Source organism: Roseivirga sp. UBA1976 (assembly GCF_002336325.1).
Taxonomy (GTDB): Bacteria; Bacteroidota; Bacteroidia; order Cytophagales; family Cyclobacteriaceae; genus Roseivirga; species Roseivirga thermotolerans.
On record NZ_DDDQ01000029.1, the window covers coordinates 1 to 24,253 of the forward strand.

General features: G+C 43.8%; 17 protein-coding genes and 1 pseudogene. 7 read left to right on the forward strand and 11 right to left on the reverse strand.

Translation table 11 applies throughout. The features are described from left to right. Positions 1 to 1,040 (reverse strand): annotated as a pseudogene (locus B3763_RS02635) (hypothetical protein); the annotation flags it as partial. A gap of 186 nt (positions 1,041 to 1,226) precedes the next feature. Between B3763_RS02635 and gltB the strand changes: the two are divergent. Together gltB and B3763_RS02645 are read left to right on the forward strand one after the other, a co-directional pair. After that, entirely contained in the window at positions 1,227 to 5,705 is a 4,479-nt protein-coding gene (gltB, locus tag B3763_RS02640) for a glutamate synthase large subunit (protein ID WP_286743390.1), read from the forward strand. After that, the gene (locus B3763_RS02645) at positions 5,705 to 7,150 is read left to right on the forward strand and encodes a glutamate synthase subunit beta (RefSeq protein ID WP_286743392.1); all 1,446 of its coding nucleotides are present in this window, start codon (positions 5,705 to 5,707) and stop codon (positions 7,148 to 7,150) included. The genes gltB and B3763_RS02645 overlap by 1 nt, the downstream gene beginning before the upstream one ends. Positions 7,151 to 7,202: 52 nt before the next feature. Here B3763_RS02645 and B3763_RS02650 read toward each other — a convergent pair whose 3' ends face one another. The 8 genes from B3763_RS02650 to topA form a co-directional block, all read right to left on the reverse strand. Further along, positions 7,203 to 7,604 carry a hypothetical protein gene (locus B3763_RS02650; protein WP_286743394.1) on the reverse strand — a complete coding sequence of 134 codons (402 nt, stop codon included), beginning with the start codon at positions 7,602 to 7,604 and terminating at the stop codon, positions 7,203 to 7,205. Next, positions 7,604 to 8,023, reverse strand: a complete 420-nt coding sequence (locus tag B3763_RS02655; RefSeq protein ID WP_286743397.1) for a DUF1801 domain-containing protein — start codon at positions 8,021 to 8,023, stop codon at positions 7,604 to 7,606. The genes B3763_RS02650 and B3763_RS02655 overlap by 1 nt, the downstream gene beginning before the upstream one ends. Continuing rightward, entirely contained in the window at positions 8,020 to 10,149 is a 2,130-nt protein-coding gene (locus B3763_RS02660) for a M48 family metallopeptidase (protein WP_286743399.1), read from the reverse strand. Before B3763_RS02660 ends, B3763_RS02655 begins: the two co-directional genes overlap by 4 nt. Before the next feature lie 330 nt (positions 10,150 to 10,479). Then, complete coding sequence (locus B3763_RS02665; RefSeq protein WP_189630003.1) at positions 10,480 to 11,889, reverse strand: MATE family efflux transporter; 1,410 nt, start codon at positions 11,887 to 11,889, stop codon at positions 10,480 to 10,482. Positions 11,890 to 12,051: 162 nt separating this feature from the next. Then, positions 12,052 to 12,738: an SIR2 family NAD-dependent protein deacylase gene (locus B3763_RS02670; RefSeq protein ID WP_286743403.1), complete on the reverse strand. Its 687-nt coding sequence runs from the start codon at positions 12,736 to 12,738 to the stop codon at positions 12,052 to 12,054. Between the two features lie 10 nt (positions 12,739 to 12,748). Then, positions 12,749 to 13,291 (reverse strand): HD domain-containing protein, encoded by a 543-nt coding sequence (locus tag B3763_RS02675; RefSeq protein WP_286743404.1) that lies wholly within the window; start codon positions 13,289 to 13,291, stop codon positions 12,749 to 12,751. Continuing rightward, positions 13,288 to 14,262, reverse strand: a complete 975-nt coding sequence (locus tag B3763_RS02680; RefSeq protein ID WP_286743406.1) for an alpha/beta hydrolase — start codon at positions 14,260 to 14,262, stop codon at positions 13,288 to 13,290. The genes B3763_RS02675 and B3763_RS02680 overlap by 4 nt, the downstream gene beginning before the upstream one ends. Before the next feature lie 70 nt (positions 14,263 to 14,332). After that, entirely contained in the window at positions 14,333 to 16,648 is a 2,316-nt protein-coding gene (topA, locus tag B3763_RS02685) for a type I DNA topoisomerase (protein WP_286743408.1), read from the reverse strand. Positions 16,649 to 16,794: 146 nt separating this feature from the next. Between topA and B3763_RS02690 the strand changes: the two genes are divergently transcribed. From B3763_RS02690 to B3763_RS02700, 3 genes are all read left to right on the forward strand, one after another. Then, positions 16,795 to 17,286 carry a SixA phosphatase family protein gene (locus tag B3763_RS02690; protein WP_189630008.1) on the forward strand — a complete coding sequence of 164 codons (492 nt, stop codon included), beginning with the start codon at positions 16,795 to 16,797 and terminating at the stop codon, positions 17,284 to 17,286. Positions 17,287 to 17,354: 68 nt separating this feature from the next. Further along, a complete protein-coding gene (gene speE / locus B3763_RS02695) occupies positions 17,355 to 18,632 on the forward strand; it encodes a polyamine aminopropyltransferase (protein WP_189630009.1) in 1,278 nt (425 codons plus the stop codon). 80 nt (positions 18,633 to 18,712) lie between these two features. Then, entirely contained in the window at positions 18,713 to 19,765 is a 1,053-nt protein-coding gene (locus B3763_RS02700; RefSeq protein ID WP_286743412.1) for an agmatinase family protein, read from the forward strand. A 233-nt stretch (positions 19,766 to 19,998) separates the two neighbouring features. Here the strand turns inward: B3763_RS02700 and B3763_RS02705 are convergent, their stop codons facing one another. Beyond that, a complete protein-coding gene (locus tag B3763_RS02705; protein ID WP_286743415.1) occupies positions 19,999 to 20,688 on the reverse strand; it encodes a hypothetical protein in 690 nt (229 codons plus the stop codon). A 417-nt stretch (positions 20,689 to 21,105) separates the two neighbouring features. Here B3763_RS02705 and B3763_RS02710 point away from each other — a divergent pair, with 417 nt between their 5' ends. Further along, positions 21,106 to 22,515 (forward strand): alanine/glycine:cation symporter family protein, encoded by a 1,410-nt coding sequence (locus B3763_RS02710; protein WP_414706592.1) that lies wholly within the window; start codon positions 21,106 to 21,108, stop codon positions 22,513 to 22,515. An 11-nt stretch (positions 22,516 to 22,526) separates the two neighbouring features. On the opposite strand, the gene B3763_RS02715 is transcribed toward B3763_RS02710, so the two are convergent. Beyond that, the gene (locus B3763_RS02715) at positions 22,527 to 23,114 is read right to left on the reverse strand and encodes a TlpA family protein disulfide reductase (protein WP_189630012.1); all 588 of its coding nucleotides are present in this window, start codon (positions 23,112 to 23,114) and stop codon (positions 22,527 to 22,529) included. Positions 23,115 to 23,264: 150 nt separating this feature from the next. Here B3763_RS02715 and B3763_RS02720 point away from each other — a divergent pair, with 150 nt between their 5' ends. Continuing rightward, on the forward strand, positions 23,265 to 23,666 hold the full coding sequence (locus tag B3763_RS02720) for a DUF4399 domain-containing protein (protein ID WP_189630013.1): 402 nt from the start codon (positions 23,265 to 23,267) through the stop codon (positions 23,664 to 23,666). Positions 23,667 to 24,253: the final 587 nt, after the last annotated feature.

A 24,253-nucleotide genomic window follows, 5' to 3' on the forward strand; every position in this document is an offset into this window, starting at 1 on the left:
TGCATTATGGTTTTTATTTCGGGCAGCTTGCCTTCAAAGTCGGTGGTAAGAAACACGTGATTGAAAGCCTGAATAGCCTTATACTTCACCAATAATACCTGCGTATTACTGGCCAATGAGGGACCTTCCTGCTGTTCAAACCGTTGAAATAGGCTATAGTAGTGCTCAAACTTTTGAATGCTGTTTACTCTGAAGGCCGATTGCAATAATCGATTGAGCCCTTTTAAATACCCGGCTCGTCTTTTCTTATCGAGTCCCGTTTCGTGGAATATGTCGATCCACTTTTCGGCATAGGTAATGCACTTTTCGAAGTCGTAAGTAAGGTAGGAAAACCAGTAGTAGGCTCGGTATAGATAAAACTTTTCGTTGAATGCCAACTCCGACTCTTTAAAGTCGGGCAGGTTGGTGTAGAAGAGGGCCTTGAGGTTGTTTAATTCCCTTTCCGATTTCACCATGCCGTGTTCCACAAAGCGGGCTTTTAGCTTAGTGGCCAGCGTGAAAAACTGTTGCACATTCATAAATCGCTTCATGGCCTGCTCAGTTTGGGCGTTGAGTTCATCGGCCTGTTTTTCTTCCAAATCGAATACCTGCTGAGACCTAATCTGTTTCTCGTAGTCGAGCAGTGCCAGCTGAAATAAGTCTTTTCGATAGTCACCCGTTATATTTTTGGCCCTGTTCAACAGCCTCAGACTCTGGTGATAAAGCCCCTTTTTATAGAGCACCCTAATGTAATCCAACTGTTCCCGCAGGTCTATGTCTATATCGTGTTTCAGGTTAGAAAGACGCAGACTAGCCAAAATCTGACTGTATAAGTGAGATTTGAGATTGGCAAACTGTGTCTTGCTGGTTTTGGGTAGTTTTTTGAGAATCAGTGCCTCATCGTACACATCCATTTGCTCCATTATGTCGAACAGCTTTATGTATTTCGTTTCGCGCGAGCTTCCTACCCGGTTGGCATATAGCTTAAAACTTCTCTTCTCAGACTTGGTGAGTGACTGTATGAGTTCAAAAAGCAGTTGTTCATTCTGAATCTTGGACATGCTATAAGTTAAGGTTTTAATCGGTTGGTTTACAGTTGTTTATTCGTGTTTTTCCTAAGCATGGAGTTCATATGGTCTATGAAATCTACTGGCTTCAACACAGACAAATTAGATAAATTCAGAATGGTTGACTTTACAAAGAGCTATCAAATCAACGTAAACGATTGCCAAGTTTAAACGAACAAAATGAGCAAACCCAAAGGACTATATAGAGAAGAGTTTGAGAAAGATGCCTGTGGCATTGGCTTTATTGCCCAACTTAAGAACCAGCCATCGCACAGCCTGGTAGCCGATGCGCTTAAGATGTTGCACCGAATGGAACACCGGGGAGGTGTGGCGGCCGATGATAAGACGGGCGATGGGGCTGGTATTCACACCCAAATACCCCATGCATTTTTTAGCCAACTGGCAGCCAAAGAGGGCGTTCAACTTCCTGACAAAGAGCACTATGGTGTAGCTATGCTGTTTATTCCCTCCTCAAATACTGCTGATTTCTTTAGCTTGCTTGAGGAGGCTCTAACGGAGTTAAACCTGGCGTGCGTATGGAAAAGGAGGGTACCTACCAACGGAGTAAAACTTGGTGATTTTGCTCGTAGCAACGAACCGGAGGTTTGGCAGTATTTCATAAGGGGAGAGGCCGGCTCTGGAATAGATTTAAACAGAAGGCTCTATTTGTTCAGAAAACTGTGTGAACATAAAGCTGCTATGCTTGAGGGCGGAAGAGCATTTTACATGTCTTCCTGTTCGGTGCATTCCATAGTTTACAAGGGGGAGTTGCGCACCTGGCAGCTCGATGAATACTACCCGGACCTCTCCGCGCCACACTTTACCTCTGCCTTTGCCATAGTTCATTCGCGCTTTTCAACCAATACGTTACCCGAGTGGCGATTGGCCCAGCCCTTTAGGTATATCGCCCACAACGGAGAAATTAACACCATAAAGGGCAACATTAATAAAATGAAGTCAAGAGAAGCTCTTTTCAGATCGGCCCATTTCAGCCAAGAAGAGCTAAAGGTATTGCTGCCGATATGCCAGGCTGAGTTTTCTGACTCGGCCAACCTCGACATGGCCGTAGAGTTATTAGTAATGGGAGGAAGAGAAATTGAGCGTGTTATGGCCATGCTTATTCCTCCGGCATGGAGAGAAAATTTGGCCCTTAGCCCCGAACTAAGAGCATTTTACGATTACCACGCTACCTTTTTGGAACCATGGGATGGTCCGGCTGCCGTATGCTTTACGGATGGAAACAAAGTAGGGGCCTGCATAGATCGCAATGGCCTTAGACCTACGCGATATACCCTAACAAACGATAATCGCCTCATATTTGCATCAGAAACCGGTATTGTAGAGGTGCCTCCTGAAAATGTATTGAAGAGAGGTAAGCTAAAACCCGGTCAAATGCTACTGGTCAATTTAGTTGAGCACAGTTTTGAAGAAGATGCATCTATTAAAAAACGACTAAGCAGGGCCAGTGACTATATAGGCTGGAACAAAAAGCTAATTATCAATGAGTCCGAATTGGGTGAACCATTCCAATCCAACGCCCACCGAGCGGCCCGGCCTGAACCCTCAGACCTCCTTAAGGCCCAGTTGCTGTTCGGATACTCCAAAGAAGACATTAAGTACATACTAAAGCCTATGGTGGCCAGTGGTTCAGAGCCCATAGGCTCTATGGGAAACGACAGCCCATTGGCCGTATTTGCCAGGCGAAATGCTCACCTTTCCAATTACTTCAAGCAGCTTTTTGCCCAAGTGAGCAACCCGGCCATAGACCCCATTCGCGAAAAGGCCGTGATGTCTTTGGCGGTTTACCTGGGGCAATCCAATAATCTACTGGAAGACAATGACCCCACATCTCGAAAAATAGTACTTGAACAACCCGTTCTCACTTCACAGAAACTGGATAAATTAAGGAATGGACCACCTGAAGGGTTCAACAGTCAGTGTCTTAAAGCTTGTTACAATCCTGAGAAGTATGCACTCAAAGAGGCTATTGAACAGAAAGCGAAAGAAGCGGCCCAGTGGGTAAGGGCCGGAGCAAACCTCCTGGTATTGAGTAATAAACCACAGCCTAACCAGCTTTCCATTCCTTCGCTGCTCATTACCGGAGCAGTACACCACCATTTAATCAAAGAAGGCATTAGGGCAAGAGTAAGTCTTATTATTGAGGCCGGAGATGCTACAGAAACCCATCATTTTGCTACGCTTATTGGCTATGGAGCCTCTGCTGTTTGTCCGTATTTGGCTATAGACACCATTCGCTCGCTAACAGAGCCAGAACAAGAAGAGCAAGCGGTGAGTCAGTATATAAAGGCCATTGGCTATGGATTAAGGAAAATTCTTTCCAAAATGGGTATCTCCACCCTTCAGTCCTACGAAAGCGCTCAAATCTTTGAAATACTTGGCTTGAATGATGAGGTGGTGAACCTATGTTTTAAAGGAACCCCTTCACGTATTGGTGGAAAGGGATTTGAAGAGCTAGAGCAGGAACTAATACAAAATCAGCAGCTCACCCGTTCGGTTACTAACTCCGGAAGTGCATTGGCCGATGGAGGAATATACCAGTGGAGGGTAGAAGGAGAAAAACACCTTTTCAACCCAAAAACCATTCACTTGCTCCAAAAATCAACCCGTTTGAATGATCAGGAGCTTTTCAGAGCCTATTGCAGAGAGATAGATCAGCAAGAAAGTGCCCATGTAACGTTGAGAAGTCTGTTCGACTTCAGGGAATCATCAGCCATTGATTTAAAGGAGGTTGAACCAGCCAGCGAAATAATGAAACGTTTTGCAACCGGGGCTATGTCTTTTGGTTCCATTTCGGAGGAGGCTCACACTACCATTGCCAAAGCCATGAACCTGATTGGAGCCAAGTCGAATAGTGGAGAGGGAGGAGAAGATGCTTCGCGATTCACGCCCGGAAAGGATGGATTATTGGCAAGATCGTCCATAAAACAGGTGGCCAGTGGCCGTTTTGGGGTTACCACTCATTACCTTATCAATGCCGATGAGCTACAAATAAAGGTAGCTCAAGGAGCAAAACCGGGAGAAGGAGGCCAACTCCCCGGACTAAAAGTTGATGAAAACATAGCCCGCATTAGGCATTCTACTCCGGGTGTAACCCTTATTTCTCCACCACCACACCACGATATTTATTCCATCGAAGATCTTGCACAGCTCATTTTCGACCTTAAAAATGTAAATCCAAAAGCGGAAGTGAGTGTGAAACTGGTAGCAGAGGCAGGAGTAGGAACCATTGCGGCCGGGGTGGCCAAAGCCAACGCAGACACCATACTTATTTCAGGCCACGATGGAGGCACCGGGGCTTCCCCTCTCAGTTCCATTCAACATGCCGGCATCCCTTGGGAAATTGGTCTGGCAGAAGCACACCAAACGCTCATGCGCAATGGTCTGCGCAACCGTATTAAGCTACAAACCGATGGTCAAATAAAAACAGCCAGAGACCTGGCCATAGCCACTATGTTGGGCGCTGAAGAATGGGGTGTAGCCACGGCCGTGCTGGTGGTAGAAGGCTGTATAATGATGCGCAAGTGCCACCTCAATACCTGCCCGGTTGGTATAGCTACTCAACGTCCTGAATTAAGGCGGCTCTTTACCGGTGAAGTAGATCATATTGTAAACTTCTTTAGGCTCATGGCCGAGGAGTTACGCTATATTATGGCCCAATTGGGGGTTAAGACGGTTAATGAACTGGTTGGCCGAACAGACCTACTGGCATTTAATAAGGACAAAGCCATTAGCAAAGGAGGTAGGGTAGACCTCAGTGCACTTTTAGAAAATCCATTAGCTACAGAAGGGGCTCCTCAGCATAAAACAGTACAGCAACCTTCACGAATTGACCACGTGCTCGATGTAAAGCTCATTGAGTTGGCTCAGCCTACCTTTCGCCATGGAGAACGAGTACGGTTCGAACAATTCATTCATAATGAAAACAGAACCACCGGGGCTATGCTTTCCGGTTCTTTTACTCAAAAATTCGGACCGCAAGGCCTGCCGGATGGCACCATTACAGTAGACTTTAGCGGTACGGCCGGCCAAAGCTTTGGAGCTTTTCTAGCCCATGGTATCACCTTTAACCTGGAAGGGGAGGCCAACGACTATGTTGGCAAAGGACTCTCCGGTGGTAAACTGGTAATATACCCTAAGCCGGAAACTACGTGCAAGGCGGCCGATAATGTACTAATTGGCAATGTGGCCCTGTATGGTGCTACCCGAGGAAGGCTCTATGTGAATGGACAGGCAGGAGAACGATTTGCCGTTAGAAATTCTGGAGCCAGTGCAGTGGTAGAGGGGGTGGGCGACCACGCCTGCGAATATATGACCGGAGGCCGGGTAATTGTTTTAGGTGAAACCGGAAAAAACTTTGCAGCCGGAATGTCTGGTGGAATAGCCTATGTATATGCGGCCAACTTTGACTTTGAATCGTGTTGCAATTTGGAGCTTGTTCAGCTCGAATACCCCGAGGAAGATGATTTTAACTTCCTGCATATGATGTTAGAGAAGCATCATCGATACACCAATAGTGTAAAAGCTATTGAACTGTTGAGTCAGTGGCCTTTGGCCAAAGCAGACTTTGTAAAGGTTATTCCTACAGAATATAAAAGAGTAATGGCTCAAAAAAGAGACTTCAAAAATGTGATGGCATAATGGGAGATATACAAGGATTTTTAAGATATGGCAGAGAACGCAAAAACAAACAGGCTGCCAGTCAAAGACTACAGCACATCAAGGAATTTGTAGAACCCTGGAACGAACAACAATACCATGAGCAAGCCGCCCGCTGCATGGACTGTGGTGTTCCCTTTTGTCATCAAGGTTGCCCGTTGGGCAATAAAATACCCGACTTTAATGATGCCGTATATCGTGGGCAGTGGAAGGAGGCCTGGGAGGTGCTCAAGAGTACCAACAACTTCCCGGAGTTTACCGGTCGAATTTGCCCGGCTCCTTGCGAGGCTAGTTGTGTTTTAGGTTTAAACAACGCAGCAGTTAACATAGAACATATTGAACTCGAAATTGCTGAAAGAGCCTTTCAGGAAGGCTGGGAACATGCCATTGTTCCGTCCGATGATACAGGATATAGAGTTGCTGTGGTGGGTTCAGGGCCTGCTGGTTTGGCAGCTGCGGAAGAACTGCGCAAGCAAGGACATTCAGTAACTGTCTTTGAACGTGATGAAGCCCCCGGTGGGCTTTTGAGATTAGGCATTCCAGACTTTAAATTAGATAAAACCGTAATCGATCGTAGAATAGAACTGATGCAAAGGGCAGGCATTGACTTTTGCTGCAACACTGAGATAGGAAACGATATTAGCGTGACAGAGCTAGAAGAGAGGTTCGATGCTATTGTGCTTTGTGTTGGGGCAACGGTGCCCCGAGACTTACCCATTCCGGGTAGAAGCCTAAGCGGAGTCCATTTTGCCATGGATTTTCTGAGTCACCAGAATCGTTTGATTTCCGGAAAGGTAGATCGGATATCTCCCGAGTTGAATGCCAAGAATAAGAAGGTGTTAGTGATTGGGGGGGGAGATACCGGAGCCGACTGTGTGGGGACAAGCAACAGGCAAGGGGCGTTTTGTGTTACCCAGATTGAGCTAATGGAAAAACCACCGGAAGAGCGTACTGTAACCAATCCATGGCCTGAGTGGCCCATGACCTTGAAAACATCAAGTTCGCACGAGGAAGGAGTAGCAAGAGATTGGTCTGTGCTTACCAAACGGTTTATTGGAGAAGATGGAAAGCTCACAGGAGTGGAAACGATAAGAATACGGTGGACAGATAAAGCGAAGTTTCGGTATGAAGAAATTCCCGGTTCTAAAGAGGTGATTGAGTGTGATTTGGCCTTTCTGGCAATTGGTTTCGCGCATCATGAAAAGAGCCTTTCTACCCTGTTTGGCCTTGAGCTAGACCCGAACGGCAATGTAAAAACTACTGGCTTCAAGGCATTAAAAAAGACGGGAGAAACCAGTCGGTCAATGATCTTTGCCGCAGGTGACTGTAGAAGAGGTCAGAGCCTGGTAGTTTGGGCTATTGCAGAAGGTAGAAGAGCGGCAATGGCTGTGAATAATAGCCTTGAGAAGGCCGCTCTGCAAGCGTGAAGATGGCATGGCAGAGGCCACTGGTTTTGAAATGAGGTATTTAAAGCACCGGCTAATTTTGCTCAGTTTTTATAGGCGAAGCATAAATAAAGAGGGTTAAGAAGCTCAAAAACCACAGGGCAAAGCCAATGCCCACAGCGGTTTTGGTACTAGCGGAACTTGTGTCGTTTGGTATTTCAGGGATTAGAAACGTGAATAATGAAAAGAGTATTGCCAATGAGGCAAACATTAGCTTTTGGCGGGGATAATTTTTGGAGATAATGAGTCCAATGAAATAGCATGGGTTAGCTAACCTAGCCAGACCAAAGAATGAAAGATCGAAAATTCCTATCCATCCAAGAATCAGGCAATGAAAACCCAATAGGTCATTGAACCAGAAGGCTGGCATAACTAGTGAGACTATGTAGAGAAGAAATGAAATTTCGCTGAGCGTATATTTACCTATGGCTTTCATTAATTGCCCAGTAGTGGAAGGTGTTTAATTTTATGGTAGTTAAGGGCCATTTGTATACAGTGCTTTAGCGCTTTATAAGGAAAAGGGCTAGTTAAAGGTAAAACAATGGATCGGTTACCTTCAAATTGAAGGGCCTGATCATACAGGGTCCTGAAAGTGGGAACCAAACGAGAGGTGCACTTAAAGTATACGGCTACTTTATCGGCTGCTTTTGGTTTCCAGTCCATTCTAACTGTACTGCCTTTTGCGGTAAGGTAGCTGGGTTCTCCCCACTTTAGGGTTTCTTCCAATTGGCTTAGACCTTCAATTTCTGTGGCGGCTTCTATTAAAAGACTCCGTAGGTTAGACATTCTGAGCCGCACTTCATCAGGATAAGCAGAGAAAACATTTAATACACGCGGGTCTGTTACAATAATCATACAACTACTTTTTGGTTGGGGGCGTAGGCCACTTCGTGCAACTTTATCATTTCAGTCAATGCTTTATTGTAGATTCTGTCCAGCCTGTTTTTGATATCGGCCAACTGAAATCTAAACAGTTGTATTTTTTCAAAGTTGAGTGTGTTTTGGGAGATAAAGGCCAACTGTTCTTTAAGCAGAAAGCTTTTAAGTTTGGTTTCTGAAACATGACTCAAACGCGGAATCTCTACATGATCAGCCTTTAGTAGCAGTTCTTCAACCTGTAAATAAATTTTACGCAAGTCATGAGCTATCATGGCAATTTCACCATCGGTAATGCGCTTCTTGCTAATGATGTGTTGTATTTGCTCCTCCAATTGGTTTTGACAGTCTAGTAGCGTTGAGTAGGTAAGATTTAGTGAACGAATGAACCTGTAGATGCCCAGCAGCTCATCGGTAGATAAATGATTTTCGTTGTAATAGGCTAGTACCTTTGTGAGCACTTTAGTGTCTTCTTGCTTGTACCATTCATGGTCTTTCTCCATAACTTTGACCAACTCAGTATATTCTTTCTTTAGAGCTTCTTTATCCTTTTTAGAGTCATTGGAGGCTTTTAAAGACCATTTCTGATCGACTGTTTCCATAGATTGCACCACCTCAATTATACGATTTTGGTTTTTGGCAATAGCCGCCATCTTCTGTTCAAATTCCTTCCCCCAAAGCTCAACCTCCTCGAGCCCTTTTGAGCCGTTAACAAGGGTTTCCAATTCCTGCTCTTCGGGAATATGAATGTTTCGAGAATTATAAAAGCCCAAATAATGCTCAGGAAACTCCCCCTCAGAAAGTTCTTGTTCAATAAACTTCTGAACCTCACTGGCAGGACTAATCTCCTGTGGCTTCTCTCCAAAATATAGGGCATAGAAATTTGAGGTAACTTTTTCAGCCAGTTCATCTTTGTTACTAAACAGAATCCATGGGCTTCGGTCGTCACTGGTACCCTTCACGTAGTTCTTCTTGGCATTTCTTTCTCTCAGAAAGTTAGAGGGGTGACTGGCATACATTTGGGGCGCCTCCTTGTCTTTATCTCCTTCAAAAAGCCAATATTCTGATGTATCCGAGTTTTTCAGTCGGTATTCAAGAAGTGTCTCCCGAAAGGCAGGGTGCTTCTTTTTAAAAAAGGAAAAACATTCGGACTGATGATGAAAGATGTTGTTGGTAAAAAGATGCTCATCGCGGGCATCAACCAGCTTAGAAATGACCACATTCATCACTTCAGACGCAGAACCCAACCGATACAAGCCATTGATTATTTGGTTGCTACCGGTTACACTTACGGCCACCAGGTCGGCATTAAATTCCATTTGCCGCAAAAGCGAGGCGTGCAGAGCGTTCAACCCCTTGTATAATAGACTCATGAGGAAACGAACCAGCCAAATAATGGGCATGAGCAGCCACGCAAAAATGGAAAAACGAACGTCTAAAGATTGCCACTTTTCTAATGTTTCGTCCCATTTGTCTCGTTCATACACCATGTCATGAATGATTTTATTGGCCATATATACATAGCTTCCCAGCTTCATGCTGCTTTGTGCAAAATGGCCAAACTCATGGGCAATTACCGCTTTGAACTCGCTGAGATTGATACTGTTTACCAGTCCAAGGCCAATCAAAAGGTTTTTGCGGCCGGGAAAAAATAGACTAAAAACGGTGCTGTTGTAGAACACCGAGGCATTGATTTCATGGTTCACAAATATCTTTTTAGGAAAAGGCGCACCAACTTCATCGCTCAATTGCCGGATAAACTGAAAGAGCTTTGGATGGTCTCTTTCCTTTATTTCCACATGGTCAGTACCACTTCCAGAGTTTTTCTTGAAGATAAACTTGAGAAGAAATAAAAAAAGCATGACTGCCATACCTGCCATACCAAACTTGAGTAGCAAGTGCCAATGGTTAAATTTTTTGGGTAGAGGAAAAGTAATGATCTCGTAAATGAGATTGACTGAGCCCACTATCATGGCCAAGTAAACCAGAATAAAGACCAGAATAGCGATGAGGTTGATGAAAATCTGTAAACGATATTGACCGGATAATTTGGTGAGATCATCTTTGAAAGCTTTAGGGCTTTCAGGATAAAACGATTGTGACATGCTTAAAAAAATATAGCATAAAGTATGGAGTTATTGGCAGAATTGAAAGCGATGACAAAGGCAATTGTTCTATGTGGTGTGCCAATGAAAAGGTACTGTCCAACCTCTAATTCTACAGATAGCCTCTCTTTAACGTAGTGAATGCAGCATCAAAAAGTCAAAAAAAGCTCATTCTTAATTTGTTTGTATGCAGACGGGCTGATTCTAAAACTCCTCACTATTGAATATCAGAGACTTAAAAACCCCTGAACCTGTCTTGGTTACAGACAGGTTCAGGGTGAGTTTTAATTGACACTTGAGGTAACCTCCGTTTGGTGTGATGAAGCCCGCCTATACCTGAGTGACTTTCCACTTACCTTTCTTAAAAAGAATAATAGAAACCACTGCAATCAGCATTTCTGAAATAGTTATGGCTCCAAAAACGCCAATAGGCCCCCAGTCTAAATAAAGAGCAGCCAGGTAAGCCAGGGGTATCTGAAACAGCCAGAAACAAAAGAAATTAATTATGGTTGGAGTTTGGGTGTCGCCAGCGCCATTAAAAGCCTGAGTAACCACCATGCCATAAGCATAAAACACATAGCCTGCTGTGATTACCTGCAAGCTCAATGCACCGTAAGTGATTACATCGTCCACATCGCTAAACCAACTGATAATTTGTTGGGCCATAAGCAAATACACCAACGATATGAGCACCATAAAAATGGCATTGTACTTACTTGTTTTCCATACCGAGGCTTCTGCACGTTCCGGTTGTTTGGCTCCAAGGTTTTGTCCAACCAAAGTTGCTGCTGCGTTACTCATTCCCCACGAAGGCATAAGGGTAAACATCATTACACGAATGGAAATGGTATAACCGGCCAGCACATCACTACCAAACTCAGACATTATGCGCATTAGAAACACCCAGCTGGAAGTACCAATGAGAAACTGGCCTATACCTCCCAACGATATTTTAATGAGATTGAGCATCACCTTTGCTTTCCACACAAAGTCTCTGATACTCAGTTTTATTCTGCTCCATCCAAAGAAAAGAATGGTAAACTGAGCGATCACTGCTACACCTCGACCAATGGTGGTGGCTATGGCTGCTCCTTCCACACCATAGGCCGGTATGGGGCCCAGGCCAAAAATGAAGATGGGATCCAGAATAATATTGAGACCATTGGAAATCACTAAAGCCCACATAGCCACAGAAGCATCTCCGGCACCACGAAAAATGGCATTGATTAGGAAGAGTAGCATAATGGTAATGTTACCACCTATCAATATGCGGGTATAGCCGTAGCCTTCTTCTATAAGAGAAGCCTCACCACCCATAAGCCCCAAAATTTCTTTGGGGTAAATAATGCCTATGGCACCAATAACAATGGAAATGATAGTGCCGAGAATGATGGCCTGTACGGCCGCTTCAGCAGCGCCTTTTTTGTCTTTCTCGCCAGTTCTTCTGGCCACTACCGCTGTTGCCGACATACTTAGACCAATGGCCAGAGCATACAGCAGCGTAATTACCGATTCGGTTAAACCCACAGTAGCTACGGCATTTACAGATACTCTGGAAACGAAAGCTATATCGACCAGGGCAAACGTAGACTCCATGAGCATTTCGAGGATCATGGGTACTGAAAGCATGAAAATGGCTTTTCTAATGCTGCCGGTGGTGAAGTCTTCTTCATTGCCGCGTATGGCAGCAATTAGGTATTGAAAATACCTCTTGAATTTATTTTGAGGAATAGATGTCATTGTTGAGAATTATGAAAAGTAAAAAGTAAAAAAGAGTAGGCGACCGGGAGATTACCCCAGGTTCAGAACCAGTGCACGGACGGCAAGTATGGTAGATGTAATTCTCATAAAATCATGATGCTTGCAAAGCAAAACTAATTTTCCAAAAAGTCCTAAAGAAAATTAGGTTTTGAGTAATATTTCTTTCAGGTGTTGCATTCCGGAAGACGCTTTGTCTTCAATATAACTTACTTCTCTGCCCAAATAGGAGGGTGGTCGTTTAGGGTCTACCAAATAAATCGGGCAATGAGCCGGAGTGTATTGCACCAAACCAGCTGCAGGATAAACCTGCAAAGAGGTGCCAATCACAAGAAAAACATCGGCATTTACAGTTTCTTCAATAGCCGGTTCCATCATGGGAACTGCTTCACCAAACCACACAATATTTGGTCTGAGCTGACTGCCTTTTTCGCAAAGGTCGCCAATGTTTAGCTGCCAGTCGTCTAGCGTGTATATAAGGCGCTCATCAATGCTGCTGCGCGATTCAAACAATTGACCATGCAGGTGGATGACATGGGTTGAGCCGGCTTTTTCATGCAGGTTGTCTACATTTTGAGTAATTACTGTGACTTCAAAATGCTGTTCTAATTCGGCCAATATTTTATGGGCTGCATTGGGCTGTGCATTGAGGGCTTGCTTTCTACGTTCGTTGTAAAACTTGAGCACCAACTCCGGGTTTCGTTGCCATGCCTCGGGAGTAGCCACTTCAGTTACATCGTGCCCTTCCCAAAGGCCATCAGAATCGCGGAAGGTCTTAAGGCCGCTTTCCGCACTTATTCCGGCTCCTGTCAATGCTACCAGTTTCTTCATACTGCAAGAGTTAGCCAATGCCCAGCTCCACTTTGTTTTTCTCAAAAACGTTAATAATAAATTGGATATGGTCGTCTAGTTCTACTCCTAAAAGCTTAACACCTGTTTCTATTTCGTCTCTTTCTACTTTAGCTGCAAAGCTCTTTTGCTTGAGTTTTTTCTTAACCGATTTGGGAGTCAGCCTGTCAATTCCTTGTGGTCTTACCTGGCAGCAGGCTATAATAAATCCGGTGAGTTCATCGCAGGCCAATAGTGCTTTATCAAGCAAAGTCTCATAGCTCACACCCCATTTGGTGTAGTGGGCAGCTATGGCATGGGCCATTGTGTCTTCGCCTTTCTCTCTTAACAGGGCCACAATTTTATGAGGGTGTTCTTCAGGAAATGCCTCGTAGTCAGCATCATGGAGCATGCCCGTTATTGCCCATTGCTCCGCATCCTCGCCAAAATGCTCTCCATAAGCTTCCATAACCAGCTCTACACTTCGGGCATGCCGCAGTAGGCTTTCAGTCTTAGTCCAGTTTTCGAGTATAGTTCTTGCTTCTTTTCTGTTCATTTGAGGTGTTTTTCGAAAAAGGCTACGATGGTTTCTTTGAGTTCTTCGTTCAGTGGTAGATCCGGGTTTGTATAAGATGCCATGTTTTTATTCTTATCGGCCGGAGCATTCTTAAGAATGTGGTTCATACCATCAATTACTTTGAGTTCTGCCCTTTCATTGGCAATCTGCAAGCGTTGGGCATCATCTACAGTCACTTGTAAGTCGGTGCTGCCCGCCACCACCAATATGGGGATTTCGAGTTTTTCCATTTCAACCAATGGGTCGTACTTCATCCATGAAATCATGAAGGGCTGTACGCTCGGCCTGAAAACACTGAGCAAATAGGGCGGTATATTTTCAACGGTTTTGCCTTGCTCCAATTGGGCAAAAATGCTTTTGGCTTCTTCTACAATGTTCGATGGGTTGAAGGGGTTGGACTTGATTTGGAGCATAATGGTTTCATCGATAGTAAGGGATGGCCCGGCCAATGAGGCAAAAGCTTTAACACCAGGCTCTTGAGAAATTCGCATACCAATTAGCGAACCCTGCGAATGCCCAATTACTCCAATATTCATAAAGCGTTTGTCTTTTGACAGGTAGTGAAGCCAAGCGCGGGCATCGTCTACAAAATCTTCAAAAATAAGTTCGCTTTCAGAGGTAGGAGTATGGTTGCTTAGACCAAGGCCTCGTTTGTCGAATCGTAAGGAGGCAATGCCATTGGCCGCAAGGGTTTCGGCCAACAACTTGAGGGAGTTGTTTTTGCCTTCTAAGGCTGCCGAGTTGCCATCTTTATCGGTTGGTCCTGAACCCTGAATGATTAGTACTACCGGTAGTTTCTTTTTAGAGCCTTCAGGAAACATAATGGCTCCGCCCAGTTCATGGCCTTCATTTTGGATATGAACCATCTCTTCCTCGAATCGTTGTGCGTGGTTGAGGAATGGGCTAAGGATTAAGATCAGAAAGATTGAAAATGGTATCAGTCTGCTCATAGTCGATCAGTTAGAAAGCTAATGATTTCAATGGAGACTTAAAACAATAAGTAGGCCAATGGGGCCAATGTTACTTCTTTCGGCCTCTGCCTTTTTTGGCAGGCGCATTGGCCGCCAGCTCCAAGCACTCTTCCAAAGTCAACTCTTCTGCTACTTTGTCTTTCGGAATTTTCACATTTTGTTTTCCAACCTTAATATAAGGTCCCCATCGCCCATTAAGTACTTGTACGTCAGGGTTTTCATCGAAGGTTTTGATGAATTTCTCGGCATCGGCTTTTCGCTTGGCTTCTATGAGTTCAATGGCGGTAGTTTCATCGATACTGAGCGGGTCATGTTCTTTACCTAGGGATACAAACTTGTTATCGTGACGGAGGTAGGGGCCAAACCGGCCAATGGCAGCCGTAATGGCTTTGCCTTCAAATTCACCTACTTGCCGAGGTAGTTTAAAAAGCTCAAGAGCATCTTCTAAGGTAATACTCTCTATGAATTGCCCTTTTTTGAGGCTTGCAAATTTCGGTTTTTCCTCACTGTCTTCACTTGTTTCTCCAATCTGAACCAATGGCCCAAATTTACCTAAACGTGCAATTACGGGTTTGCCAGATTCCGGGTCAATGCCTAACTCTCGGCTGCTGCCTACATCGCTGCGCTTAATCTGTTCGGTTTGTTCAACCGTTTGGTGAAAACGACCATAGAAGTTCTTAATCATTTGATCCCAGTTTTGAGATCCGCTGGCAATTTGGTCGAATTCCTCTTCTACATTGGCAGTAAAAGAGTAGTCAATTACATTGGGGAAGTGGTCAACCAGAAAGTCATTCACCACCATGGCAATGTTAGTAGGGAATAGTTTGGCTTTTTCTGCTCCTGTAATTTCGGTCAATGTGTTGGTGTTCAGTTGGTCATTTTTAAATACCAGCTCTTTGTAGTTGCGTTCTACACCATCGCGATTTTCTTTAAGAACATATTCTCGTTTTTGTATGGTCGAAATGGTCGGTGCGTAGGTAGAAGGACGACCAATACCCATTTCTTCCAGCTTTTTCACCAAACTGGCTTCAGTATAGCGGGCAGGAGGGCGTGTAAACCCTTGCCGGGCCTTCATAAACTCTAGCTGAAGCGACTGCCCCACGGTGAGCGGAGGCAGCATGCCTTTAGCTTCTTCGGTCTGGTCATCATCGTCTGTCGATTCGATGTAGACCTTCAGAAAGCCCTCAAATACAACTACTTCGCCCTGAGCAACGAGCTTTTCGCTATTGGTAGAAATACCAATAGTTACGGTTGTTCGCTCAAGTTGAGCTTCGGCCATTTGTGAGGCAATGGTTCGCTTCCAAATAAGCTCATAGAGCCTTTTTTCGTTGTAATCTTTTCCTGCCGAATGTGCCGAGAAATCGGTTGGTCTTATGGCTTCGTGAGCCTCCTGAGCCGATTGCGATTTGGTTTTGAACTGCCTTCTTTTGGCATAAGCTTCTCCAAAAGCCGATTTAATTTCGCTGAGCGCACCCGAAACGGCTTCTTCAGAAAGGTTCACCGAGTCCGTTCTCATATATGAGATTTTACCGGCCTCGTAGAGGCGTTGGGCGAGTGTCATGGTTTGCGATACGGAAAAGCCCAGTTTTCGGCTAGCCTCTTGCTGCAGGGTAGAGGTGGTAAAAGGTGCTGCAGGAGATCGCTTTGCCGGTTTTTTATCGAGCGATTCAATAGTGTAAGAAGCTCCTTTGCAACTTTCCAGAAAAGCCCTGGCTTCTTCTTCAGAATCGAACCGTTTAGGGATTTCTGCTTTCAGTTCTTTGCCGTCTATATCAAAGATGGCCGACACTTTGAAGAAGGAGTTTACCTCAAACTGATCTATTTCTCTCTCTCGTTCTACCACCAGCCGTACGGCTACTGACTGTACCCGGCCGGCAGAAAGTCCTCGTTTAATCTTTTTCCAGAGCACGGGAGAAAGCTCATAACCTACCAGACGATCGAGAATTCTACGAGCTTGTTGTGCATTTACCAGGTCCTCATCAATGGTGCGAGGATTTTCCAGAGCCTTCTGAATAGCCGACTTGGTAATTTCCCTGAAAACGATTCGCTTGGTATGATCTTCTTTAAGCTTTAAGGCCTCTTTGAGGTGCCAGCTAATAGCTTCTCCTTCGCGGTCATCATCACTGGCCAGATAGATCATTTCGGCTTCTTTAGCCAGTTTTTTAAGGTTTTTTATGACCTCTTTCTTGTCGGCTGTAACCTCGTAGGTGGGCTTAAAACCATTTTCAATATCAATGGCTTTATCTCCTTTGGGTAGGTCGCGTACGTGGCCGTAGCTCGATACTACCTTGAAGTCTTTTCCAAGGTATCCTTCTATAGTTTTGGCTTTGGCCGGTGACTCGACAATGACAAGATTTTTCGACATATTCTGGCTAGATTTAAAATTCCGATCGCTTCAAAGATGCGTATAAAACTTTCAAAAAAACAAGCGAAATAAGTTTTCGCCCTATTTTGCATGTATCAATTCAACGGATTGTTCGTTGATGGTCACATAACTGAAGAACTATCTAAATGGTTAGAAATTTATTGCTTATTCGGCACGCAGAGGCCGAGTTTCCCGATGAAAAGAAGAGAGATTTTGATCGTAAACTTAGTGGCAACGGACAAAAGCAGGGTATAATTCTGGGAGGTTACATAAAACAGTTGCCTTTTCAACTAAATGCTATTTATCACAGTCCTGCCCTTAGAACCTTACAAACCAGCCAGCATATTTGTGCCGCACTTACTGAGGTGCCCCGCTTAATGGATGCAGAAGAACTGTATGAAGCAACTGGTAATCTAATGAAGGCTTTTGTGAACAGAATGGATGATAATTTTGAACATGTAGCCATTGTGGGGCATAACCCGGGTATTTCTGATTTGTACTCCTTTCTTAGCGGTAATTATGAGCCTTATGCTCCAGCCACCTGCGCATGGCTTACTTTTGAAGCGGAAAGCTGGGCCCATGTTTCAGGCCATATGGCCATTCAGAAAGACTTTTACTATCCCGGTCAGGCTTCCTGAAAAGCCGTGGCGCTATTAATTTCAAAAATCCTTGCCTTTGAAAAGAAGGAAGGTCTTATTTTTGGCGCATGGCATCATTAGGAAGACACATTATTGTTGAATATTATAACTGTTCTCCAGAGGCACTGAACGATGTGGTTCACATAGAGCAGAGCATGGAAAATGCAGCCGAAGAGGCTGGCGCAACCATCATTAACTCCACCTTTCATCACTTTTCACCCTATGGCGTAAGTGGTGTGGTTGTAATTCAGGAGAGCCATTTGGCCATACATACCTGGCCGGAATATGGCTATGCATCGGTAGACCTCTTTACTTGCGGAGATACCGTAAATCCATGGGTTTCTTATCAAATGCTAAAAGATGCGTTTGAAGCCGGTCATGGTTCGGCTGTGGAGTTGAAGCGTGGAGAAATGGCATTGCTCAAAAGAAGAAACTTTGAAGTAAAAGCCATGCGCGATGAAAGAAGTGCAGAAGATGGGAGCCCAATAAGAACCCGTGATGTATGGTTTACCGAACGCGATGATAAAATAGCCCTTTCATTAAAGCATGATGGAAAGCTTTACGATGTTCAGTCGGATTATCAGCGAGTGGCCGTTTACAATACGCAGGCCTACGGTAACATGCTCACTCTTGATGGTATGGTTATGACCACCGAAGTGGATGAGTATGTATACCACGAAATGATTAGTCATGTGCCCTTACTCACTCATCCCGATCCAAAACGGGTATTGATTATTGGCGGAGGCGATGGTGGTACGGCCAGAGAGGTGCTCAAACATAAACAACTGGAAGAAGTGGTAATGGTAGAGATTGACGATAAGGTGATTGAGGCCAGTAAGTTGCACTTACCCAGTATATCGCAGAGCCTCGATGATCCTAAGCTGAACCTGATTGTTGACGATGGAATTAAGTATGTGAATGAAGCGGCCGATGGCAGCTTTGATCTGGTTATTGTAGACTCTACCGACCCGGTGGGGCCGGCAGAAGGATTGTTTTCCGTGGACTTCTACAAAGAGGTTTATCGTATTTTGAGCGATGACGGCATAATGATTACTCAAAGCGAATCACCAAGGTTCAATAGCAAGGTGTTCAAAGAGATATATCAGACCTACAGGGGTATTTTTGGACAGGACAAGGTGCATTGCTATCTGGCCTATATTCCTACCTACCCAACCGGTATGTGGTCGTTTAGCTATAGCTCTAAGGGCAAGGCGCATCCGCTCAAACAAAAGAGCAAAGAAGAGGTAGAGGCTTTTGCCCAATCGGCAAAACTGAAGTACTACAATGCGGACTTACACCAGGCAGCCTTTGCTTTGCCAACCTTTGTTCGTGATATGATTGGGTAAGCCACTTGCCTATGTTAGAAACACCAATGGTCTAACCCATTTAGTTGGGTTAGATTATTTAGGTCTTAAAAGACAACCCTATGACAAATGCTGATGATTTTAACCCCAATAATGTGGGAGTGAAGGGCACCTTGTTTGGCTTGCCCTACAGTACTGAAGATGCTAAAATTGTGGTTATTCCTGTGCCTTGGGATGTAACTGTTTCCTATGGAGCCGGCACATCTGATGGTCCTGAGGCCATTTTGGAGGCTTCTTCTCAATTAGATTATGAGCAGCCCGATGTAAAGGAAGCCTGGAAAATTGGAGTGGCCATGGCCGAAATACCGGAAGTATGGTATTCTTTGGGCAAAGAGCTAAGGGCCAAGTCAGAACAATATATTGAGTGGCTTGAAGAGGGGAGCGACCCGGAACAGGAAGAGTACATGCTCAAAATTCTTGCAGAGGTGAATAGAGAGTGTGCTCAACTTATGGAATATGTAGAACAGGAATGCACCTACTGGCAAGAGCAGGGTAAACTTACCGTGCTACTGGGTGGAGATCATAGTACGCCTTTGGGCCATATAAGAACATGCGCCAAAAGGCATGCTAATCTGGCCATTTTGCAAATAGATGCTCATGCCGATTTGCGCATAGCTTATGAGGGCTTTGAATACTCGCACGCAAGCATTATGTACAATGCTCTAAAGACTCCAGAGATAAAAAAACTGGTGCAGGTGGGCATTAGAGATTATTGTGAGCAAGAAGCCGAAATGGTCAGAAATTCTAAAGGAAGAATTGTTTCATTTTACGACCAGCTTATAAAAGAACAGCAATACAGGGGTGAAAGCTGGGATGCTATCTGTGAAAAAATTATTGCTGAGTTACCCGATAAACTATACCTCTCTTTCGATATTGATGGCTTAGATCCTAAGTTATGTCCCAACACAGGAACGCCCGTTCCCGGTGGTTTTGAATTCGAACAAGTAATGTATCTCATTAAGAAAGCGGTACAGTCTGGTAAGAAAATAGTAGGTGCCGATCTGAATGAGGTTTCTCCCGGAGAAGATGAGTGGGATGCCAATGTTGGAGCGAGAGCCCTATACCGGGTCATCAATCTGATGGCTATGAGCCAGGGTTTAGTTAAGTACCATTAAGGTACCTATGCCAGTTTCAATAAAACTGGCATAGGTAATTCCTATTTATTCCAATAGATTTTCAACGACCAAATAAATAAATAAGACTAGTAAGAGTATAAGGTACCTTATTTTGTATTTCTCTTTACGTTCAGTTTTAGGGGTTTTTAGAATCTTAATAAGGTCCCAAATAATGACTAAAGAGGCAATTATGAATAAAGGAATAATGAATTTCTGATACATCTCTTTTAATGTTAATGAGCCATACATTCAACAAATTCTGCTACTGCCAAAGCAGTTCCTATCCAGCCAAGCCCCAGTCTAGCAGCGGCTTTTCCTACGGCCTTAATAAGCATTTTTCGAGCTGCGTAGCTACTTAGGTATTTACCCTTTGCCCAATCAATTAGCCTATCAACACCAATTGCACGGAGAGCGCAGTCTTTGATACTTTGAGCATATGCTGTTGAATAAAAAAAGGTTGATTGATTTTGTTCTAGGTTGCTTGAGAGTTGATCGTTAAGCTCTTCAACCCTCACTAATGTTAATGCTAAACTGACTATTTCTGGGTTATCCAGTGAACCGAAAGATTCACCTAATTCTTCTTCTGAAAACCCATATGAATACAATAACTTTAATCCTTCTTCAAGAATTGGAGAAAGCATTTCTTTTGCTCCTTCTTCCGTGATGCCCGCCTCAAATTGGTCGCTAGAGCTTGATCTTGTGGTCAATTCAGATAGTGTTTTTTTAATTTTAACACCTTGATCAAATAAAATTTCTTTGAATGAATCTAAGGCAGCCTCTTGCCTTTCTGTGATAGGCTCTATCTCAGGAGGAGATGTACAGGATTGAATACTATAGGCTAGGCCAAATGCAATGATGTATAAAGAAAACAAACCTCTAACAAATTTAATTGATAAGTTTTTACTTTTAATTAAAGTTTTCATTAGATTATAATTTTAATTAAACATGTTTAAATTTATTTAATTTAGTTATAAAATCATATAATTTATAATTGTTCAATAGGTCTATAAGTATTGATTATTACACTTGAAGCACAGTAAATGAGAAGAGAGATAGCCCTAAAGAGGGAAGTCGATTCGGGCGTTTAAATACTCCAAGCACAATTTCTAGGTACAAAATCTACTGATGTGATTGATCGTGCCTAAATTGTGTTATGACCTGTATCAATCTTAAAGCAATGAGCTAAGAAAATGCTGCTAAGCCTTAGCATGAAAATCATTTCATTGGTAAAGAAACAAGTGTTAATAAATATAATCGTCCGTTTTGATAAAGAACTGTTGGTGAATGGAGCCATATCTGTTATTATAGCGGCTTGACTAAAATCTAGACTTGTGGGCTTAATTCAAGATGCTGTTTCTGGCTTTGCCGGTTGGATATGGGGTGTTCCGCTCCTTATTTTACTCATTGGTGGTGGGCTTTTCTTTATGGTCTACAGCCGGTTTATGCCCTTTCTCTACTTTAAGCACGCCATATTAGTGTTGCTAGGTAAATACGATGAGAAAGACAAAGAGGGACAAATAAGTCATTACGAGGCTCTTTCAACAGCTCTGGCAGCCACCGTGGGCATGGGCAATATTTCAGGAGTTGCCGTGGCCATTACTATGGGAGGTCCCGGGGCGATCTTCTGGATGTGGGTTTCGGCATTTTTTGGTATTGCTACTAAGTTCTTTACCTGTACGTTGGCGGTTATGTACCGAGGGCGAGATTCTGAAGGTGAAGTGAGGGGAGGGCCAATGTATGTTATAACGGAAGGTCTTGGTCAGAAGTGGAGACCATTGGCGGTTTTCTTCTGTATTTTTGCACTAGTGGGGGCCTTACCCATCTTTCAGGCCAACCAACTCACAGCAGCTCTCAATACTGTTTTGGGGCCAAACATTGGCTACGATCCTGCCGATTCGTTTACTTTTTTAGGTGCTCAGATATCTTACGCTTCGCTTACCATAGGTGCAATACTTACGGTATTGGTTTCAACCGTAATTTTTGGAGGAATTAAAAAGATAGGCAAAGTGGCTGCTCGCATGGTGCCTTCAATGGTGGTACTTTACTTTATTTTGGTGGTGTACATATTGCTTCAGAATGTGGGTGAAATTCCGGGGATTTTTGCTGCTATACTCGATGAAGCATTCACCGGCAGTGCCATTTTAGGTGGAGGTGTTGGTGCAGTTATCATTGTGGGAGCAAAACGTGCAGCCTTTTCCAATGAGGCAGGTATTGGTACGGCACCAATGGTGCATGGTGACACTAAAACAGACGAACCGGTAAGAGAAGGGTTGGTAGCTATGCTGGGTCCGGCAATCGATACTTTGCTGGTCTGTACCTTAACAGCGTTGGTTATTTTGGGCACCGGAGTGTATGAAGAATTCGTAGGGGCCGAAGATACGGGCTTGCTGGGGGTTACTCTCACACTTAAGGCATTCAATGCTGCTATTCCCGGTGTTGGGGGATACCTCCTGGGGCTTTGTATTCTGGTTTTTGCGGTAAGTTCCCTGCTTTCCTATTCGTACTATGGAGTAAAGTGTATGTCGTTTATGTTTGGTGCTAAACGAGGTGATTTGTATAACTACATCTACATTGGTACTATCATTTTGGGAGCCGTTACCTCATTGGGTTTTGTAGTAAACCTCATTGACAGTGGGTTTGCTTTAATGGCTATTCCCACCATGATATCGGCCATCATATTAGCGCCTAAGGCATGGGCAGCATCGCAAGATTACTTCGCACGGCTGAAACGGGGTGACTTTAAGCGATAGGGGAATAGCTTTTATTTTCGAAGCAGGCGCTCAAAGCGTTTCGTGTTATAATTGGCCATTCCGGTTTTCTTAACAACTATTTTACCGTCTTTAGAAATTACAAAAGTGGTGGGCACTACTCCCGTTTCATATACTGTGGGCAGCTGGCTGGCAAGTTGATGAATGGGAAGGTCAAACCCTTTGTCGGCTATCCAGTCTTTGGCTTTTTGAAAATCGCGGTCTTCAGAGATCATCAGAAAGACAACATCTTTATCGTCTTTGACTTTTTCGTAAAGCGCATTAATACCGGGCATTTCGGCCACACAGGGGGCACACCATGTGGCCCAAATATTCATAAAAATAGTTTTCCCTTTGAGAGTTTGTGCGCTCACTATCTGACCCGACTCGTTGGTGAATTTAAAGTTGTAGTTGGCCTCTTTTATTGCCATTTCATCTAGTTCCCGTGCGTTCATTATACCGGTATAGAGTACCGCTTGCTGCACTTTTCCAAAGACTTTGGCTTGAGATCCGGTAAGGTAAATGACTGCAAAAACGACCAGAATGATAGCTAATTCAATGAAATCGCGTCTGGTAGGTTTTTTCTTTTTAGGGCCTTTCATGGTATAGTGACAACTTCCGGTTAAACTAAGTTCAAACTATTGACATGAGCAATACATAAGCTTATGGAAATAAATGAAACCTTCGTCAACAAGCTTTGTTAATGTACTGAACTTAGTGGCTATTTTAGAGCGCAAAACCAAAAACGAGATATGAGATTTTTGAAAAACTATTCATTATTAATTGTAGTTGCCCTTATTGTTTCAGCGTGTGGTCAGAAGGAGGGGGTTTATTTTGTGAACCTGACCGATGGTCAGGAAGTGTCTTCCACTGTATTGGTAGAAATGGGAGTAAATGGAATGGAAGTAGAACCTGCTGGTGAAATAAACAAAGGAAAGGGGCATCATCATATAATTATTGATGGCGGTTATATGAAAACCGGAGAAACTATTCCGGCTAATGAAACACATATTCATTATGGGAAAGGCCAAACAGAGGCTACCATTGAGTTAAGCCCGGGTAAGCATACCTTAACTCTTCAGTTCGCAAACGGAATCCATCAGTCGTATGGAGAAGCCTGGAGCAAGACCATTACGGTGAATGTGAAAGACTAGATTAAATTAGTTTATAGGATACATAGTTAGATCACATAGGAGTAATGGGGCCATTTGAGCTGCAAACTGTGTCTGTGCAGCGACTTATATGAACCATTTGTAAAGACACAAATGGGTGAAAAGTGTTGGGTCATGCGCCATGCGACTTAAGTAAATAATCCTAATAGCTATTTACTATATAAAAAGGGGAACAGCCGGTGTGTCTGGCAGTTCCCCTTTTTTATGTAATACCTATAGTTCACACCAATTGCTCATTGGTGAAATACATATGACTAATGAGTGAGTGTAACTGGGTTCAACTCTTAGTTAGCCGCAAAATGGTTTAATTTTATTTTAGGATTACTCAGTTAGATCGCATTTGTTAGATCCAGTATAGCCACAAGCTGTGTCCTCACAGCGTCTTTTAACAGTCATTTGTGAAGACACAAATGGAGGCAAGGTTAAGAAATATACTTCTTGCGACTTAAGTAACCTGAGTTAGATGTAAGTAAGTAGTAAAATATCCCCTCTTAGGACGTCATTGCGGAATTTTCCTCTGAAAACTTCACATACGCAAAGGAAAATATCCGCAATCTCATTTAGGCTCT

Coding starts and splice junctions, on each gene's coding strand:
- B3763_RS02655 (WP_286743397.1), bottom strand. CDS start 8,023: ATGATTATTGTAACAGACCCGCGTGTATTAAATGTTTTCTCTGCTTAT.
- B3763_RS02690 (WP_189630008.1), top strand. CDS start 16,795: ATGGTTAGAAATTTATTGCTTATTCGGCACGCAGAGGCCGAGTTTCCC.
- B3763_RS02720 (WP_189630013.1), top strand. CDS start 23,265: ATGAGATTTTTGAAAAACTATTCATTATTAATTGTAGTTGCCCTTATT.
- B3763_RS02680 (WP_286743406.1), bottom strand. CDS start 14,262: ATGAGCAGACTGATACCATTTTCAATCTTTCTGATCTTAATCCTTAGC.
- B3763_RS02700 (WP_286743412.1), top strand. CDS start 18,713: ATGACAAATGCTGATGATTTTAACCCCAATAATGTGGGAGTGAAGGGC.
- gltB (WP_286743390.1), top strand. CDS start 1,227: ATGAGCAAACCCAAAGGACTATATAGAGAAGAGTTTGAGAAAGATGCC.
- topA (WP_286743408.1), bottom strand. CDS start 16,648: ATGTCGAAAAATCTTGTCATTGTCGAGTCACCGGCCAAAGCCAAAACT.
- speE (WP_189630009.1), top strand. CDS start 17,355: ATGGCATCATTAGGAAGACACATTATTGTTGAATATTATAACTGTTCT.
- B3763_RS02645 (WP_286743392.1), top strand. CDS start 5,705: ATGGGAGATATACAAGGATTTTTAAGATATGGCAGAGAACGCAAAAAC.
- B3763_RS02675 (WP_286743404.1), bottom strand. CDS start 13,291: ATGAACAGAAAAGAAGCAAGAACTATACTCGAAAACTGGACTAAGACT.
- B3763_RS02715 (WP_189630012.1), bottom strand. CDS start 23,114: ATGAAAGGCCCTAAAAAGAAAAAACCTACCAGACGCGATTTCATTGAA.
- B3763_RS02650 (WP_286743394.1), bottom strand. CDS start 7,604: ATGAAAGCCATAGGTAAATATACGCTCAGCGAAATTTCATTTCTTCTC.
- B3763_RS02660 (WP_286743399.1), bottom strand. CDS start 10,149: ATGTCACAATCGTTTTATCCTGAAAGCCCTAAAGCTTTCAAAGATGAT.
- B3763_RS02670 (WP_286743403.1), bottom strand. CDS start 12,738: ATGAAGAAACTGGTAGCATTGACAGGAGCCGGAATAAGTGCGGAAAGC.
- B3763_RS02665 (WP_189630003.1), bottom strand. CDS start 11,889: ATGACATCTATTCCTCAAAATAAATTCAAGAGGTATTTTCAATACCTA.
- B3763_RS02705 (WP_286743415.1), bottom strand. CDS start 20,688: ATGAAAACTTTAATTAAAAGTAAAAACTTATCAATTAAATTTGTTAGA.